The organism is Oscillospiraceae bacterium (genome assembly GCA_031265355.1).
GTDB lineage: Bacteria > Bacillota > Clostridia > Oscillospirales > UBA929 > JAIRTA01.
Genome location: JAISCT010000075.1, coordinates 11,762 through 29,241, shown reverse-complemented (window position 1 = coordinate 29,241; position 17,480 = coordinate 11,762). Strand labels below are relative to the sequence as shown.

Here is a 17,480-nt window from a genome sequence, read left to right as displayed (position 1 = left end):
CAGATAGCAGGCAACTGTTATCTGTTATCTGTTCACTGTTATCTGTAAATGAGGAGGATGTGAGAAATGGTGCAGAAAAAATGGGTGGTGGGGTTGTCCGCCTTCTTGTTGATCGTGCTGCTGTTCGTCGGGTACATGGCAATGGCGGTGGAACTGGGCAGCCGGGATGACCCGATGGTGACGGTGAGCTACATAACGGACGAGCTTATTCCCGGGCTCTCCGAAAAGATCGACGCGGCCGTCGCGGCCAAGACCAAGGAGTATTCCAACCAGTTGGAGACAAAATACAACCAACTCATGGCCGGCCTGGAGGGCGGCGCGGCCGGCAGTCTGACGGACCCGGCGTTTATCGACGCGGTGGCCGAGGCCGTGCTGAGCAAGCAGGGCAGCAGTGGCGGCGGCGCGGTGCCGTCTGCGGACACGATGAAGCGGGTGGATCTCACAAGCGGCCAGACGCTGAAGCTCGCGCTGGGCAGCGAGGCGTTGCTTCGGCTCGGGTCGGCTGCCTGTGTGGCCGGCGGGTCCCCGGGGCTGATCGATGTCACGACTGGCGGGGAGTTGGCGGATGGCGGCGCACTGGAGCAAAATCACCTCTATCTCGCGACGGTGGAGGGGCGCGGTTTCAAAGCCGGCGGCGCGGCCACTGTCTTTGTGCGGGGATCATATACCCTGAGTTGACGATAGAGGATTGGGTGCGGCTTCATCTCCCCCCGCCGCGGCGGGGGGAGAATTCCATGTGCCCGCCAATTTGACGTAAAGAGATCCGGCGCGGCGCTGAGCGCATAGGGTCGCGCATGGAACCATTTGTTTGTCAGGAGGCTGTTTCTTTGATCGATACAAAACAAAAATCCGAGGCTGAGCCGGCTCAGCTGGCCATGCCCGCGGGCGACCCGGCGGCGGCCGATATTGAGATGCCCGCGCATTATGCCGCGGAGCGCCTGGGCACGGAACCGGTGGGTCGGCTGTTGCTTCGTTTCGCCGCCCCCGCCGTCACCGGCATGGTGGTTAACGCGCTCTACAACGTGGTCGACCGCATCTTTGTGGGGCGCGGCGTGGGCGAGGCGGCGCTGGGCGGACTCGCGCTGGCCATGCCGCTGATGACGATCTCCATGGCGTTTTCCATGCTCTTCGGCGTGGGCGCCGCCAACATGATCTCCATCCGTCTGGGGCAGCAGCGACGGGAGGAGGCGGAAAACGCGCTGAACCACTGCCTGCTGCTGCTGGTCGGCTCGGGTCTTCTCTTCATGGCGTTGGGCCTTGTGTTCCTCGAACCGCTGTTTGCGCTGATGGGCGCGCAGGAGGGGAGCGAGGCGATTGCCTATGCGCAAGACTATTTCCGTATCATTTTATATGGACAAGTCTTTTCCATGGTGGGCTTTGGGTTGTCGCATTGTTCGCGCGCGCAGGGTTTCCCCATGGTCACGATGGTCGGCATGATCATCGGGGCGGGCATGAACATGGTTCTCGATCCGCTGTTCATCTTTGTGTTCCACTGGGGCGTCGGAGGCGCCGCATGGGCGACGATCATCTCCCAGCTGGCGGCTGCGGTCTGGGTGCTGTCGTTTAACTTCAGCAAGCGGGCGGTCATCAAGCTGCGACCGAAGACGTTCCGGCCCTCGCTGCGCATCGTGGGGCACATCATGTCCTTCGGGTCCGCGCAGTTTCTGCTCCAGGTCGCCGCGTCCTGTGTGCAGTTTCTCTACAATTTCAGCATGAGTCTGTACGGCGTGGCCGCGCTGGGCGTCGCCAACGGCGGCGACGTCGCGCTCTCGGGCATGAACATTGTGAGCTCCGTCATATTGATGATTCTGATGCCGGTGTTCGGGATCAATCAGGGCGCGCAGCCCATCCTCGGGTACAATTACGGCGCGAAGAAATTTGACCGTGTTCGGAAGGCCTACTTACTGGCGGTGACCGCAGCCACCGCCATCTGCTGTGTGGGTTTTCTGGCGTCCGTATTGTTCCCAGACGCGATCATCAGACTGTTCGCGCCAGACGGCAGCCCCTCGTTGCTCACCTTTACCCCGCGGGCGATGCGCGTCGTCATGCTGATGCTGCCGGTCACCGGGTTCCAGATCGTTTCGTCCAACATGTTCATCGTGACAGGCCGGCCCAAGACATCCATTGTCCTCTCGATGCTCCGGCAGGTCATTGTACTGATCCCAAGTCTCTTGCTGTTCGGCTGGCTCTGGGGCCTAAACGGCGTACTCGCGGCCACCCCGGTCGCCGACGGCGTGGCCGCCCTGGTCGCGGGCGCGATGATCGCCATTGAGCTCAGGAATCTGAAAGCAGGCATGGACACCTAAATCAGCACATTGTACATGGAACGGCCTACGGCAGTTCCATGTACAGCACCCCCAGGGTGTTTTCACCGCAGTGGCTGGTGATGACGCAGCCGGCGGTGGTTTCGCAGATCTCGCGGAAGTGCCCGGTGTCTGCCACGAGGTCGCGGACCATGTCCGTCAGGGCCGGGTTTATCTTGGTGTGTGTGATGAAGACGCAGGACGGGTCCGGGCGTCGCATGCTGGCCAAGATACCGAGCGTGTATTTGCGAAGGCAGTCGGCGAGAGAGCCGCGGTACTTGACCCCCGGCTCAATGCGCCCCTCGGTCAGTATCAGAGAGGGACGCAGCTTGAGAAGATTGGCGCCCAGTGCCTCTAGGGCGTTACACCGGCCGCCCCGGTAGAGAAAGTCGATGCTGTCGACCAGAAAACCTGCGCGCACACAACCGCGCAGACGTATCAGTTCGTCGGCGATTTCATCGGCCGAACGGCCCTCCCGTGCCATCCGGGCAGCCTTCAGCACCAGCAGGCCCACGCCGGTGGAGAGACTCCGCGAGTCTACCGTGCGGATGCGCGTCTGCGGGAACTCTCTTGCGGCGATCTCCGCGTTTTGAAACGAGGTGGAGAGATCCGAGGAGATGGAGATGTACACGATCTCCCGACCCTCTAAGACCAGCGGCGTCATGACCTGCAGGAAGTCCCACACGCTGACCGCCGACGTCCGGGGCGTGCGCTTCGTCTCGGCAAAGAAGCGGTAGATGCCCTCTGGGGTCAGGTCCAGGCTGTCCCGATAGGACTTGTCGTCCAGCGTGACGTACAACGGAACAACGGAGACATCGAGCCGCGTCAACATCTCCGGCGACAGGTCGCATGTGCTGTCGGTAATGATTTTGACAGACATTCCGTCACATCCTCCAGTGCGCAGCGAGCCTGTCGCGTACGCGCAAAATTTTCCACAATTTAGCACCTTGTTGCTGCGAAGCGGCAACAAAAAACAAGAGTTTGGGTTGTGGGTTGCAGGTGCAACCCACGTTATACATTGCACCCTGACCCGGTATGGGAGACGCCCACGGCACCTCGGCGGCGGTTTATCAAATCAGCGGCGCGGGCAAGTCGCCTTTATCCTCCGGGCGCACGGAGACGCCGGCGGCGGGCAGGGTGCGCACCCGGAAGCGGGCTGGCCGCGTGAGCCCCACGGACTCGGCCGGCTCGACCGACTGGAGCCGGTGCCGATTCTTCAACGCCATGACCGACGCGCCTTGAGAGGTGCGCGTCGTCTTGGGCGCCAGAGAGGCGGTGTGCAAGAGAAGTCCACGCCCGTCGCTGCTGCGCAGAAAGAGCTCGCGTTCCTCTGTCAACCGCAGCGCCGTGACCAGAGGGCTTTTGTCGCTGTATGCGCCGGTCAGACGGCGACGGTTGGAGGTGGTGGCGTAAGCGGAAAGCTCTATGCGAGCCGTTTTGCCGTTTTCGAAAAAGAACAGCAGCCACCCGCCGTAGTCGCCCGGCACGCAAACAAAGACCGCGCTCTCGCCCTCGTCCATCTCCAGTTTGGCCGGCAGATAGTCGCCCAGCGAAGACGCTTTCCCGTCTTCCAGCTCGAACAACCGGAATTTGTAACACTGACGGCGGTTTGTGAAGACCATCAGCTCATCCCGATTCCGGGCCTCGAAGCTCTGGCTCGGGCCGTCGTTTTCCTTGTACTTTTGCTCGCCTGACATACGCAGAGAGAGAGGGGTGATCTTCTTCAGATACCCGCCCCGAGAGAGAAAGACATGCACCGGGTAGTCCTCGATGTGCTCTTCCGGGTTGTAATGCACCACCTCATGCTGGTGGATGAGCGCCGTCTTCCGAGGCGCGCCGTATTTTTTCATCACATGCCGCAGGTCCGCGATGATGAGCTCCCGCAGCCGGGTCTTCGAGGCGAGCGCGCTCTCCAGTTCCGCGATCTCCGCCTCCAGACGAGCCGTTTCCTCGACGCGTCTCAGAATATACTCCCGGTTGATGTTGCGCAGACGGATCTCGGCGACGTACTCGGCCTGCACCTCGTCGATGCCAAAACCGATCATCAGGTTCGGCACCACCTCGGCCTCGGCCTCGGTGCCTCGAATGATTGCGATGGCCCGGTCGATGTCGAGCAAAATCTGCTTAAGGCCGCGCAGCAAGTGCAGCTTCTCACGCAGTCGCGCCAGATCAAAGTGCAGCCGCCGGCGCACGCACTCGGTGCGCCAGGCCGACCATTCTTCCAAAATTTCCCTCACTCCGAGCACATGGGGCGTGCCGGCGATCAGAAGGTTGAAGTTGCAGGAAAACGTGTCCATCAGGGGCGTGACCTTCATCAGCCGCTGCATCAGCTTGACGGGGTCGACGCCGCGCTTTAAATCCAGCGCGAGTTTTAGACCGGAGAGATCGGTCTCGTCGCGCACGTCGGCCACCTCGCGGAGCTTGCCGGCGCGCATGAGATCGGCCAATTTGTCCATGATGGCCTCTACCGTCGTCGTGTAAGGGATCTCAAATACCTCAATGAGGTTTGCCTTCGCGTCGTGACGCCAGCGGGCGCGCACACGAAAAGAACCCCGGCCCGTCCGATAGATCTCCCGCATCGCATCCGGCTCGTAGATGATCTCTCCCCCGGAAGGGAAGTCCGGCGCGGGCAGGGTCTCCAGCAGATCGACGTCGGGGTCTTTCAAGTAAGCGATGGCGGCGGCGCATACCTCGGTCAGGTTGAAACCGCAAAACTGCGACGCCATCCCCACGGCGATGCCCGCGTTGGCCGCGGTCAGCACGTGGGGGAAGGTGGTCGGCAGCAGCGTCGGTTCTTTCGTCGTGTTGTCGTAGTTGTCGACAAAGTCCACCGTGTCACGGTCGATGTCGCGGAAAAGTTCGGCGCAGATGGAGTCCAGCTTGGCCTCCGTATAGCGGGCCGCGGCGTAGGCCATGTCGCGGGAGTAGGCCTTGCCAAAGTTGCCTTTGGAGTCGATCAGCGGATGCAGCAGGGACTCGTTGCCGCGGGAGAGGCGCACCATCGTGTCGTAGATCGCCTGATCGCCGTGAGGGTTCAGACGCATCGTCTGCCCGACAATGTTGGCCGACTTCGTGCGCGCGCCTGTGAGCAGGCCCATCTTGTACATCGTGTAGAGCAGCTTCCGGTGGGCGGGCTTGAACCCGTCGATCTCCGGGATCGCCCGAGAGACAATCACGCTCATCGCGTAGGGCATGTAATTGATCTCCAGGGTGTCCGGGATCTTCTGCCGCACGATCTCGGCGCGCAGGCCCTGCACGCGCGTACCGGGGACCGGTTTGCCCGATACCCCCGGCGCCTCTTTTTTCTTTCTTGCCATAAGCCGACAAATCTCCTCCGCCTCGGCCGCCGAGAGCCGGTATTTGGACGCCTCGAACAACATGAGAGGGGTCCGTTTGCGTCACCCGACTGTCAGCCGTCGGCACCGAGACGGGAGAGCAGTGCTTCAAAACGCACGCCGCCCTGCGGCGGGGTCCGTTCCGCCCAGGAGAGCGCGGCGCAATCGTGGACGAATCCCGCCGCCGACGCCACGGCGTCGGGCAGGGGCAGCCCGTGGAGCAGCCGGCCCACCAGCACGCTGGCATAGAGGTCGCCGGTGCCGTGGAATTCCTGCCCCACAAAGGGGTGAAAGTCGATGCCGCTCTGCCCGGACGCGGCATCCAACCAGGCCGAACCGAGCTGCCCCGCGCGCACTGTGAGGCCGGTGACGACCACGGAACGGCGGCCATCTTGAGAGAGCCGCGTCAGCCAGCCATAAAATCCCGCCTCGTCACGCGGGGCGTCGGCGTAGTTCTCGCCCAACAGCAGGGCTGCCTCCGTGATGTTGGGGGTGATAAGGTCGGCGTCGTCGGCCAGAAAACGCATCTGCCGGCACATCTCGGCCGTGTAGGTGCGATAGGGTTGACCGTGGTCGCCCATCACAGGGTCGACGACGGCCAACATCCCCGGCCGGCGGAAGCGGGCAATCGTTTCACGCACGATGTCTATCTGGTCGGCCGAACCGAGAAAACCGCTGTACACGGCGTCGAACGTGAGCCCCATCGACTGCCAGTGGTCGACGGTGGGGCGCATTGCGTCGGTCATGTTGTGGAAGACGAAGCCGTCGTACCCGGTGTGGGTGGAGAAAAAACCGGTGGGCAGCGCGCAGCACTGGATGTCCATGGCGGCGAGCACCGGTAGCACGACGCCCAGCGAACAGCGACCGAAGCCGGACAGGTCATGGACAGCCGCCACCCGGGCCATGGGCGGCCGGGCGTCTGCCGAGACAACAGATGAGTTCATCAAAACACACCTCCGATGATAATGCACAATTGACAATTATTGGAAATTTCGCGAGAGAAGGAGGGAGGCGGGCGGCGCCGGTGACGTGCGAAAAAATCCGCAGATTTCTTTCTGTTTTGATACACAGTGAGACCCGCCGGGCCTTGGGCCCGGCGGGTGTTCCTGGCTGCGGGAGAAGGATTCGAACCCTCACAAACAGAGTCAGAGTCTGCGGTGCTACCGTTACACTATCCCGCATGACCGCGTCGGCTGTGACACAATCGACTGTGACACAACTATTATTATACCGAATTCGCCGGCCATGTCAAGAGAAAAATCGTACGGCGCATGGGCAGTTCCTAAATCAGGAAACGGCCGAAAGACCCGCGCGGGCTTCCTGTGTGGACTGCGTGCCGTCGGCGCCGAGGCGAAAGCCGATCACCATGAGCAGCGCGGCCAGGCCCCAGAAATATGCGTTCATGTAGGGCACTTCGAAGATGTTTTCAAACAGGCTATGAATGAGGACGCCGGCCATGCCGGCCAGGAGACCGCAGGCCACGGCGTGATCGGCGCGCTGAGCCCGAACGCGAAACAGCGTCCGAAATCCGTTCCAGAGGAGCGCGGCCAGCAGCGCAAGGTAGCCGGTCAGACCGACAAAGCCCATCTCTACCAGCATCTTTAGGTAATAATTGTCCATGTAAAAGTAGCGGATCCGTTCCAGCGTCTGGTTTTGCATGGCCACCGCGCCGCCGAAGCGGCCAAGGCCGAATCCGAACACGGGGTCGCTACGCATCAGCAGGTCGATGCCATAAGCCCACCGGGCCGCCCGCCCAGCCGTCTCGTTGTTGTTCGCGAAGTCGGAGGTGAACAGGAAGGTGATCCGGTCGGCGATCTGCGGCAGCATGATGATGACGACCAGCGCGGCCCCCGCCAGAATCAACAGCCGCCGATCCCGCAGCCAGGCAAACAGCACGACGGCCGCCGCGAGGCCCAGCCAGGCCCCCCGCGAGAAGGTGAACAGACAGGCGAGGCACATGACGCCCGCAGCCGCCCAACAGAGCAGCCGGGTGCGCGTGGTGCGCGCGGCGTAGGCGAGGCCGGCCGCGAGGGGCGCCAGCATGACCATCAGGTCTCCCATGACGTTGGGGCTGCCGAGGATGGAGAACACACGCGTGCGCACGCCCATTTCATAAATCGAGACCCACGAACGGGGGATCGGCGTACCGACGGCGTATTGGTAGACGCCGTGCAGTGCCACCAGAGCGCCGAGTGCGGTGAGCAGGATGCAGCAGAAGCGCACGGCCCGGCGGTCGCGCACGAGACGCACAATGACAAAATACCAGACCATGTACTGACAGACCGCGCGGTAGCCCGAAACGGCGACCCCGAGGATCGGCGACACGACCCCCACAAGGAAGAGACCGAGCCCCATGAAGGCGAGCAGCGGCCCCTCCAGCGGCGTCAGACAGGGTTCGGGCGACGTGTCGGACCTCATCTTCCACGCGACGACGAGAAGAAGGGACAGCAGCAGAAAGAGCTCGTCCCAATATGTGGACAGCGCGGCCAAGGCGTTCCATTCGCGCAGTGCATAGTCGACGGGCAGGTACAGGCAAAACAGGCACAACGGGAGATCCCCACGCCGCAGAGACCCGAGCAGACGCCCCGTCAACCCGGCGCGCTTTGTGACGGCGCGGCGAAGCCGGGCGCACGCGCGCGCCAAAAAACTGTGGGACCAGAGCGGCGCCCACACCGCACCGAGTTTGCGGAGCCAACGCCCGAGGCGCTGCCGACACCGGCAAAACAGAGAGGCGTACCCCGCGCGCTGCGGGCCCGACATCCACCGCGTCCAGAGCCGTTTGAAGCCGGAACGCGCATACTGCGCGGGCCAGAACGCGCCAAAGCGAGCCAGCGCGCTGTGCCCGGCGCAGGCGCGCAGCCATAGGCAGAGGCGTCTGAGGCAGCTGTGCCGCCAAATCGTCCGGATCGACTCAGTCACGGAAGTTCACCGACTCAATCGTGGAGGAGAACTCAAGCAGTGGCGTCTTCAAAAAATGGCCGTACCCCACACGGATCTCCTGCGTACCCACCTTGATGATCGGCGTGTTTTTCGGCACGACGGCCTCGACGGTGAACAGCACGTCCAAGCGGACCGGGTCCGTCGCGTTGACGAGCCGGCCGTCGTCGGTGGGATTTTGCTGAATATACGGCTCGAAGGAGACGTTCGTCACCCGGGCGTCGACGAATTCGTTGCCGGCGATGACGCGACTGTCGTACTCCAGATTTTTTTGGATCTCCGACTCCAGCCGGCTGTGGACGCCGCGTACGCGCACGGTGTAGGTCATGGTGGTGGTGGCCGCCGTCAGTTCGCCGACTTTGTGCCCGAAGAGCCGCCATGCGACCCCGCCGACTGCCAGCAGTACCGCCAGCAGTACAAGTAGATCGACCACATTGATGAGGCCAAAGAGCTTGCCTTTTTCGTTGATCAGTTTCATCCGCGTCTTCTCCTTTGTGCTGTATTGTCTGTATAAAAGGCGCCTTGCTGAGGATTGGACACCGGCCGCGGGGCCCTATGGGGCGCCCGGGAGAGAGAATTCCCGGATGGCGTACCGGCGCTTGCCGGAGGCGGCCGGAGGGATGTCGCTCACAAGCTCCACCGCCACCTGTGTGCCGGGCAGGAGCGCACGCGCCTGCCGGACAAACGCGTCCATGTCGCCGGTCCGGGCGCCTTCCGTTGGGACGATGCGCAACGTGGCCAGTTCGGGTGTGTGCTGGACAATCTGAAAGCGTTCCACGGCCCCGTGGGCGCGCGACAGACGCACCAGAATGTTGCCGTGTACCATCCGGTCGTCGCGGGTGACCAGGATGTCGACCAGCCGGCCTTCCAGAGCGCCAAGCAGCGGCAGCGTGCGCCCGCACCCGCAACGCTCGGTCGAGAGCGAGATCGTGTCCCCCAGCAGGTAACGCAGACGGGGCATCGAAAAATTGTGCAGGTCCGTCACGGCCAGCACACCTGTCTCACCGGGGGGGAGAGGCCGGAGCGTCCGGAGATCCAGCACCTCAAGCAGGGCGTTTTCGCAGGTGATATGCATCCGCCCCTCGGGGCACTCGTAGGCCAGAATGCCGGCGTCCTTCGCGCCGTACTCGTTCACCACGGGGCAGCCGAAGACCTCTGCGATCAGCGTGCGCTGGAAGTCAAACAGCATCTCGGAGGTGGACAGCACGATCCGCGGCGGGTGCTTCGGACGCGGCCCCGTCTGCCGCATGAGGTCGGCCAGGGCGTAGAGAGCCGAGGCATACCCGTAGAGATACTCCGGCCGGTAACGGTCCAGCAGCGCGATGTGCCCGGGCAGCGCCGCTTTCGACAGGTCGTGCGCCGGGATCATCACACGGTTTTTCAGCCACTTCTCCCGGCGCCTGTAGGCGGCCTGTTTCGAGCGCTCCCACTCGACGGGCGCGCCCCACACCATGACGCTGCGGCTGCCCGGCGTGATGCCCCACCAGGAGAGACCACGCCAGCGCGCCGCCTCATAATGTTCCACCGCACGGCGGTCGAGATAGAACCGGGCCGGCGCGTCCTCAGTCGTACTGCCCGACGTCCCGGGGATCAGTGCCTCAGGGCGCGCCGAGGCGGCCAGAAAGGCGTCCGGCTCCGCCCGCAGCGCCGCACGGGTGAGCGGCGGGATGTCCGCAAAGCGGCTGAATGGCTGAGCGCCCTCCGCGCCCAGGGACCGGTAAGCCGGCACCTCGCGGGCGCACACGTCCAGCAGCGCCTTGAGCTGTCGCCGTTGAAGCGCCTCAAGTTCGTCCGGCGACAGGGTTTCGCTGGCAAGCAACGCGCGCAGATAGGGGCGGATCTGGTTTCCGCGCCTGCGCTCCATCAGGGGGTACACCACGTGTTCGATCATCGGCTTTACAAGATCCATCGCCACATCTCCCCCGCGTCCGGCGCCGGCGCCGGACAAATTTTTTTGGGCGGTTTTCCGTACCGGCACACGCGCGGCGGCGATTTGACCGCACCCGCGCCGCGCCGGAAAGCTTGACCCGTAACACGGGACATTGTATAATATTTTTTGTCCCTTGACAAGCAGGCGCTCCGAAATAACTTCTGCCGGACGCGGCATTCGCTTCGTTTTCAGACGGCAACGCGCCTTTTGAGGTTCCCGACGGAGGGACCGGTGGCCATACGGCGGCGCGGGAGAGGCGAGCATGAAAATTTTACATTTGATCAGCGGCGGGGACGTGGGCGGCGCGAAGACGCATGTGCTGTCCCTGCTGAAGGGTCTGTCGGCGCGGATGAACGTGCGGCTGGCGGTCTTTCGTGAAGGACCGTTTGCCGAGGAGGCGCGCGCGCTGGGCGGGTTTGCGGTGGAAGTGCTGCCGGACCGTCCCGGCGCCGCGGTGGACAGGCTGGAGGCACTGCTCGCGGCGGAAGGCGCCGATGTCGTCCACAGCCACGGCTCCCGCGGCAACATGGTCGCCGGACTGCTGCGCCGGCGCCGGCCCGTGCCCACCGTGACCACCGTGCATTCCGATTACCGGCATGACTATCTGGGCCGGCCGCTGGCCCGCGTGACATATGGCAACATCAACAAGTGGGCCTTGCGCCGCCTCGACTACCGCATCGGCGTATCGCAGGGCATGACCGACCTGCTGTGCGATCGCGGTTTCTCGCCGGACAGGCTGTTCACGTTATATAACGGGCTGGACTTTACAAAAATCCCCGCGCCGGTGGACCGCGCGGCGTTTTGGGCGCCGTACGGCTTCTCGCCGGCGCCGGACGACGTGGTCTGCGGGATCGCCGCCCGGCTCTCCCCGGTTAAAGACATCGACACTCTCCTGCGCGGATTCGCGGCGGCGGCGGCGCACTGCTCCCGGCTGCGGCTCGTCATCGCGGGGCACGGCGAGCTGTACGACCGCTTGCGCGCGCTTGCGGACGCGCTGGGGCTGGCCGACCGCGTGTGTTTCACCGGTTGGATGACCGATATGGAGGCCTTTTACCAGGCCATCGACATCAACCTGCTCACCTCGCTGACGGAGACGTTCCCCTATGCTCTGCTCGAGGGCGCGCGCGCGCGGCGGGCCACCGTGGCCACCGCGGTGGGCGGCGTCCCGGCGCTCGTCGACCACATGGTGAACGGGTATCTATTTCGGCCGGGCGACGCCGGTGCGTTGGCCGAACATTTGCGCTGTCTCTGCGACGATCCGGCGCTGCGGATGCGCATGGGCGAGGGGCTCTATCAGAAAGCTGTCCGGACATTCTCGATGGAGGTGATGCTGGACACGCAGGAAGAGATCTACCGCGTCATCCTTCGCCGTGCCGCCCGCCCGCCCGCTCGCCGGGAGGGGGTGCTCGTCTGCGGCGCCTACGGGTACAACAACGCCGGGGACGACGCCATCTTGGAGGGAATCGTGCGGGAGATCCGCGCCGTGGACCCCGACAGGCCCGTCGTCGTGCTCTCTCGAAGCCCGCGCCAGACGCGGCGCACCTGCGGCGTCTCCTCGGTGTATACGTTCAACCCCTGGGGGTTCTGGCGCGCCGCGCGCCGCGCCGCGCTGTTTATCTCGGGCGGCGGCAGTTTGATCCAAAACGTCACGTCCAACCGTTCTCTTTGGTACTACCTATTGACCATCGTCTGGGCGCACCGTCTGGGCGCCCGAGTGCTGATGTACGGCTGCGGGGTCGGTCCGCTGACGGGCCGGCTGAATCGACGGCTTACCGCCCGTGTGCTGGATCGCCGCGTCGAGGCGATTACGCTTCGAGAAGAGAGTTCTCTGGCCGACATTGGGCGGCTGGGCGTCACGCGTCCGCGCATCGTTCTCTCCGCCGACCCGGCGCTCAACCTGCCGGTTGCAGCGCGGGAGCGCATCGATAGCCTGCTGCTCTCGCAGGGCGTGCCGCCAAACGGCGATTACATTGCCTTTGCACTGCGGCGCTGGCCCGGGTTCGAGGGTAAGGCCGCCGCTTTTGCCGAGGCGGCCGACTATGTCCGCGACGCCTACGGGCTCGTGCCCGTCTTTCTCCCCATTGAGCGCCGGGGCGACATCGAGGCGGCGGCCTTGGCGGCCGCGCGGGTGAAGGGAGCGCATCATCTGCTCTCTCACACAGGGCCGGCCGGGGAGGTCATCGGCATCCTGGGCCGGTGTCGGGCTGTCGTGGCCATGCGTCTGCACGCGCTGATCTTCGCTTCCGGGCAGGGCATTCCGCTCGTGGGCGTGGCGTACGACGAAAAAGTCACCGCTTTTTTGACATACATGGGACAGTCGTGGTATACGCCCTTCGCGTCGGTGGACGCGGCCAGGCTGAAAGCGCTGATCGACGGCGCCCTGGCGGAGAGCGGCCAGGCGGAAGAGCGGCTCAGGGCCGTGGCGCGGCTGCGTGCCGTCGAAGGCCGCAATATGGAAATTTTGCAGGAAATGCTGAGGGGAGCCCCATGTCAAAAATAGTCTGTCTCTCCACGACCAACTGGCACCCTGTTCCGACCCGCAAACAACAGGTCATGGGCCGGCTGACCGGCCACCGGGTGCTCTACTTTGAGCCGCCCGTCAGCCGCGCCGCGCCGTTCAAAGACCCGGCGGCGGCCGGGCGGCTGCACGCCTGGCGGGGTGAGGGCGAGCCCGTCGCCGGCGGCCGCGTGACCGTGTACGCGACGCCGCCCGTCTGGCCGATGTACAACAAGTACCGCCTGGTCAACCGGCTCAACCAGCGCGCGCAGGCACGCTACTTGCGCCGGGTCTTTGAGGCGCACGGATTCGAGAACCCGCTGCTGTGGTGTTACAGTCCGACGGCGGCCGATGTCGTGGATCGGCTGCCGCATCGGGCGCTCGTGTACGACTGCGTTGACCGGCATTCGGCCTACGGAGGACTCATGACGCCGGCGGTCGTCGACGCAATGGAGGCGGATCTTGCGGCCAAGGCCGACGTGGTGTTCGCGACGGCGCAGGGGCTCTGTGAGCGGCTGAAGGTATACAACAAAAACACCTATCTTATCCCCAACGGCGTCCACTTCGAGTTGTTCCACCGCGTAGCGTCGGAGCAAGATCTGCCGTTTCCGGACGAGCTGTTTCAAATCAAAAATCCGATCTTTGGGTTTGTGGGGATGATCCAGCCCTGCGTCGACTGCGCGCTGCTGCTGGCGGTGGCGCACGCCCGCCCTGGCTGGTCGTTTGTGCTGGTTGGCGCGCCACTGCCCGGGGTAGACGTCGCGCCGCTGCAGGCGCAGCCGAACATCCACCTCGTGGGGCTGAAGCCGCACAAGGAGCTGCCACATTATCTCGCCCGCTTCGACGTCTGCCTGAATCTGTTTCAGGCGGGCGCGCTGGCCCAGGATGTGAGCCCGCTGAAATTTTATGAATACCTCGCCACCGGACGGCCAATCGTCTCCACGTCGCAGCCGGATCAGGTGCGCGATTTCGCCGACGCAGTCTACATTGCAGACGGCCCCGAGGCCTTCATCGCCGCCTGCGAGAAAGCGCTGGCGGAGCGGGGGACATGGAGGCAGCGGCAGCGGATCGCTTACGGCCGCGCCGCCTCGTGGGACGCCCGCGTGCAACAGATGACTGACATTCTGGGGCGGCACGGCATTTTCGAAGATCGCCTGTAGAGCGTCGTAAAAATCACACCGGCGCCTGTCTGTCTACCTATCTGTCTGTCTGCGTTGTCGCGGCCTTTGATGTAAATTTGGAATAAAATGTAAATTTAGAAAGGATGGTGAAGCGGCCGATGAAAAAGGTGGCCGTTATCATGGGGTCACAGAGCGATCGGCCGGTGGTCCAGCGGGCGCTGGACGTGCTTGCCTGGTTCGGCGTACCGGCTGAGGCGCGTGTGATGTCCGCCCACCGTACCCCACAGGAGGCGCACGACTTTGCGGGGTGCGCGCGGGCGGAGGGCTTCGGCGTGCTGATCGCCGCCGCGGGCAAGGCGGCTCATCTGGCCGGTGCGCTGGCCGCCGTGACGGCGCTGCCCGTCGTCGGACTGCCGGTCAAGTCCTCCACGCTGGACGGGCTGGACGCGCTGCTCTCCACCGTACAGATGCCGCGCGGCGTTCCGGTGGCGACGGTGACCATCGACGGAGCGGAGAACGCGGCGCTGCTTGCCGTGGAGATCCTGGCGGTGTCTGACGAGGCGCTGCACACCGCTCTGCTGCGCTACCGGGCGGAGATGGCCGACGAGGTCCGCGCCGCCGACCGCGCCCTGCGAGCAGAAGAGATGTCCGAATCTTGCAAAAAGGAGTTGTGATCCATGCAAAAAGGCGCGCTGCTCTATGAGGGCAAGGCCAAGAAGGTCTTTGCCACCGACGACCCGACGCTCGTCATTGTCGACTACAAGGACGACGCCACCGCATTCAACGGCCTGAAGAGGGGCACCATCGAGGGCAAGGGGGTCATCAACAACCGGGTGACGAACCATCTGATGCAGCTGCTGGAGACCCACGGCGTGCCCACCCATTTCGTCCGCCAGATCTCGGACAGGGAGACATTGGTGCGCCGTGTGGAGATCGTGAAGATCGAGGTGATCGTCCGCAATATCGCCGCCGGTTCGCTGTCCAAGCGGTTGGGGATTGTCGAGGGCACGCCGCTGCCTGTCGCGGTGCTCGAATACTCCTATAAGGACGACGACCTGGGCGACCCGATGATCAACGAATACCACGCGCTGGCGCTCGGGCTTGCCACCCGCGAGGAGCTGCGGCGGATCGACGCGTATGCGGGCAAAGTCAACGAGGTGTTGAGCGCCTACCTGCAGGACTTGGGGATCCGTCTCATTGATTTCAAGCTGGAGTTCGGCCGGACGCCGGACGGCGCGCTGGTACTGGCCGACGAGATCTCCCCGGACACCTGCCGTTTCTGGGATACAGACACCGGCGAAAAGTTGGACAAGGACCGCTTCCGCCGCGACCTGGGCGGCGAACAGAACGCCTACCGGGAGATCCTGCGCCGCCTGTTGGGGGCCTAGCGGTTCTCTTCTGGGGCATGGCAAATTTCCGTCCAAAAGCGTGATTTTTCTCGAGATCCTATATCATTCTAACGTGGATTGCACCTGCAACCCACAACCCAAATTCTTGTTTTTGTTGCCGCTTCGCGGCAACAAGGTACTATATGAGGAGGTCTGGGATGAGTAAGGCATACGCGCAGGCCGGCGTGGACGTGGAGGCCGGATACAAAGCCGTGGCGCTGATGAAGAAACACGTGGAATCGACGCATACAAAAGGCGTGTTGAGTGTCATCGGCGGTTTCGGTGGCCTATTTGAGCCGGATCTGGCGGGTCTGCGCCGGCCGGTGCTGGTCTCCGGCACAGACGGTGTAGGCACGAAGCTCAAGATTGCCTTCGTACTTGACAAACACGACACGGTGGGCATAGACTGTGTGGCCATGTGTGTCAACGACGTGGTCTGCTCGGGCGCCGCGCCGCTTTTCTTTCTCGACTACATCGCCTGTGGGAAAAACACCCCCGAAAAGATCGCCGCTATCGTGTCCGGCATGGCGGTGGGCTGCCGGGAGGCGGGCTGCGCACTGGTTGGCGGGGAGACCGCCGAGATGCCTGGTTTTTATGCCCAGGACGAGTACGATCTCGCCGGCTTTTGTGTAGGGCTCGTTGACTACGAGCAGCGGATCGACGGTCGGCGCATCATCGAGGGCGACCTGCTGATTGGACTGTCCTCGTCCGGGATGCATGCCAACGGTTTTTCGCTCGTGCGGCGCGTACTGGGCGAGGGAGAGGGCGCGTTGAATCGCCACTACAACGAACTTGGTTGCACGCTGGGGGAGGAACTGCTAAAGCCCACGCGGATCTATGTGCGCCCGCTGCTGCGTCTGATGAAAAAAGTGAAGGTCAAAGGCGTCGCCCACATCACGGGCGGCGGGTTCATCGAAAATGTGCCGCGCATGCTGCCACAGGGGCTCTGTGCCGCCATCGAACCCCACAGCTTCCCGGAGCACCCGATCTTCGACATCATCAAGCGGGAGGGGTGTATCCCCCCGCGCGACATGTACGGCACGTTTAACATGGGCGTCGGACTTGTCATCGCGGTGGATAAGAAAGACGCCGGCGAGGCGGTGACCAGCCTTGTCGAGGCGGGGGAACATCCCTATATGATCGGCGTCGTACGCCGCGGTGAAGGCGGAGTCACGATCTGGTGAACAGGCCCGCACGGAGTTTTCGGAGGTTGTCTGAAGATAGCAAGGAGGAGAGGAGCTGTGTCGGAGGAGAAAAACATCGCCGTACTGGTGTCGGGCGGCGGGTCGAACTTGCAGGCGCTGATCGACGCCGAGGCAGCCGGCCGACTGGGCGGCGGCCGGCTGTCGCTGGTGATCTCATCGCATCCAAATGCCTATGCGCTCACGCGGGCGGCCCAAGCGGGCGTCCCGGCGCGGGTGGTGGCGCGGGAGGCGTACGAGACCCGCGCGGCCTTCACGCAGGCCGTGTTGGAGGAGCTGCGCGTGCGCGACATCCACCTCATCGTGCTGGCCGGTTTTTTGTATGTGCTGTCGCCGGCCTTTTGTCTTGCATACCCGGGCCGCGTGATCAACGTGCATCCGGCGTTGATCCCGGCCTTTTGCGGAGACGGCTGCTACGGCCTGCGCGTACACCGGGCGGTGCTCGCGTACGGTGTGAAAGTCACCGGCGCCACGGTGCATTTTGTCAGTGAGGAGACCGACGGCGGCCCGATCATTCTGCAAAAGGCCGTAGCCGTCGAATCGGACGACACGCCGGAGAGTCTCCAGCGCCGCGTGATGGAACAGGCCGAGTGGATCCTGCTGCCCGAGGCCGTGCGTCTCTTTTGCGAGGGGCGGCTGCACGTGGACGGCCGAAGGGTGATGGAAGCTGTTGACAGTTGACAGATAACAGTTGACAATGAGTGCGAAGGGTATGTGAGCGGATGAAGGCGGGTGTGGGGTGCCAGGGTATGGGGTTACAGAGGTGC

Annotated in this window: 14 protein-coding genes and 1 tRNA gene; 8 read left to right on the top strand and 7 right to left on the bottom strand. The window is 63.7% G+C overall.

Features of this window, described 5'->3' with window-relative positions; genetic code table 11:
* Positions 1-66: 66 nt before the first annotated feature.
* Both LBK75_11420 and LBK75_11415 read left to right on the top strand, forming a co-directional pair.
* The gene (locus tag LBK75_11420) at positions 67-678 is read left to right on the top strand and encodes a hypothetical protein (GenBank protein ID MDR1158886.1); all 612 of its coding nucleotides are present in this window, start codon (positions 67-69) and stop codon (positions 676-678) included.
* Between the two features lie 149 nt (positions 679-827).
* Positions 828-2,306, top strand: a complete 1,479-nt coding sequence (locus tag LBK75_11415) for an MATE family efflux transporter (protein MDR1158885.1) — start codon at positions 828-830, stop codon at positions 2,304-2,306.
* Between the two features lie 25 nt (positions 2,307-2,331).
* Here the strand turns inward: LBK75_11415 and LBK75_11410 are convergent, their stop codons facing one another.
* The 7 genes from LBK75_11410 to LBK75_11380 all read right to left on the bottom strand — a co-directional run bounded on the left by LBK75_11410 (position 2,332) and on the right by LBK75_11380 (position 10,484).
* Positions 2,332-3,183 carry a DegV family protein gene (locus LBK75_11410; GenBank protein MDR1158884.1) on the bottom strand — a complete coding sequence of 284 codons (852 nt, stop codon included), beginning with the start codon at positions 3,181-3,183 and terminating at the stop codon, positions 2,332-2,334.
* A 190-nt stretch (positions 3,184-3,373) separates the two neighbouring features.
* The gene (locus LBK75_11405) at positions 3,374-5,620 is read right to left on the bottom strand and encodes a topoisomerase IV (protein MDR1158883.1); all 2,247 of its coding nucleotides are present in this window, start codon (positions 5,618-5,620) and stop codon (positions 3,374-3,376) included.
* A gap of 92 nt (positions 5,621-5,712) precedes the next feature.
* Positions 5,713-6,582 carry a pyridoxamine kinase gene (locus LBK75_11400; protein MDR1158882.1) on the bottom strand — a complete coding sequence of 290 codons (870 nt, stop codon included), beginning with the start codon at positions 6,580-6,582 and terminating at the stop codon, positions 5,713-5,715.
* 163 nt (positions 6,583-6,745) lie between these two features.
* Positions 6,746-6,819 (bottom strand) — tRNA-Gln (locus tag LBK75_11395).
* Positions 6,820-6,925: 106 nt separating this feature from the next.
* On the bottom strand, positions 6,926-8,557 hold the full coding sequence (locus tag LBK75_11390; GenBank protein MDR1158881.1) for an O-antigen ligase family protein: 1,632 nt from the start codon (positions 8,555-8,557) through the stop codon (positions 6,926-6,928).
* Positions 8,550-9,053 carry a DUF4330 domain-containing protein gene (locus LBK75_11385; GenBank protein ID MDR1158880.1) on the bottom strand — a complete coding sequence of 168 codons (504 nt, stop codon included), beginning with the start codon at positions 9,051-9,053 and terminating at the stop codon, positions 8,550-8,552. The genes LBK75_11390 and LBK75_11385 overlap by 8 nt, the downstream gene beginning before the upstream one ends.
* Positions 9,054-9,128: 75 nt before the next feature.
* Positions 9,129-10,484: a phenylacetate--CoA ligase family protein gene (locus LBK75_11380; protein ID MDR1158879.1), complete on the bottom strand. Its 1,356-nt coding sequence runs from the start codon at positions 10,482-10,484 to the stop codon at positions 9,129-9,131.
* A 283-nt stretch (positions 10,485-10,767) separates the two neighbouring features.
* On the opposite strand from LBK75_11380, the gene csaB reads away from it, so the two are divergent.
* The 6 genes from csaB (at position 10,768) to purN (ending at position 17,394) form a co-directional block, all read left to right on the top strand.
* Positions 10,768-13,005, top strand: coding sequence for a polysaccharide pyruvyl transferase CsaB (gene csaB / locus LBK75_11375; protein ID MDR1158878.1), 2,238 nt, complete (start codon positions 10,768-10,770; stop codon positions 13,003-13,005).
* Complete coding sequence (locus LBK75_11370) at positions 12,993-14,162, top strand: glycosyltransferase (GenBank protein MDR1158877.1); 1,170 nt, start codon at positions 12,993-12,995, stop codon at positions 14,160-14,162. Before csaB ends, LBK75_11370 begins: the two co-directional genes overlap by 13 nt.
* A 119-nt stretch (positions 14,163-14,281) precedes the next feature.
* The gene (gene purE / locus LBK75_11365; protein MDR1158876.1) at positions 14,282-14,797 is read left to right on the top strand and encodes a 5-(carboxyamino)imidazole ribonucleotide mutase; all 516 of its coding nucleotides are present in this window, start codon (positions 14,282-14,284) and stop codon (positions 14,795-14,797) included.
* A gap of 3 nt (positions 14,798-14,800) precedes the next feature.
* Positions 14,801-15,511 (top strand): phosphoribosylaminoimidazolesuccinocarboxamide synthase, encoded by a 711-nt coding sequence (locus LBK75_11360; protein ID MDR1158875.1) that lies wholly within the window; start codon positions 14,801-14,803, stop codon positions 15,509-15,511.
* Between the two features lie 158 nt (positions 15,512-15,669).
* Positions 15,670-16,695 (top strand): phosphoribosylformylglycinamidine cyclo-ligase, encoded by a 1,026-nt coding sequence (gene purM / locus LBK75_11355; GenBank protein ID MDR1158874.1) that lies wholly within the window; start codon positions 15,670-15,672, stop codon positions 16,693-16,695.
* 57 nt (positions 16,696-16,752) lie between these two features.
* Entirely contained in the window at positions 16,753-17,394 is a 642-nt protein-coding gene (gene purN / locus LBK75_11350; protein MDR1158873.1) for a phosphoribosylglycinamide formyltransferase, read from the top strand.
* Positions 17,395-17,480: the final 86 nt, after the last annotated feature.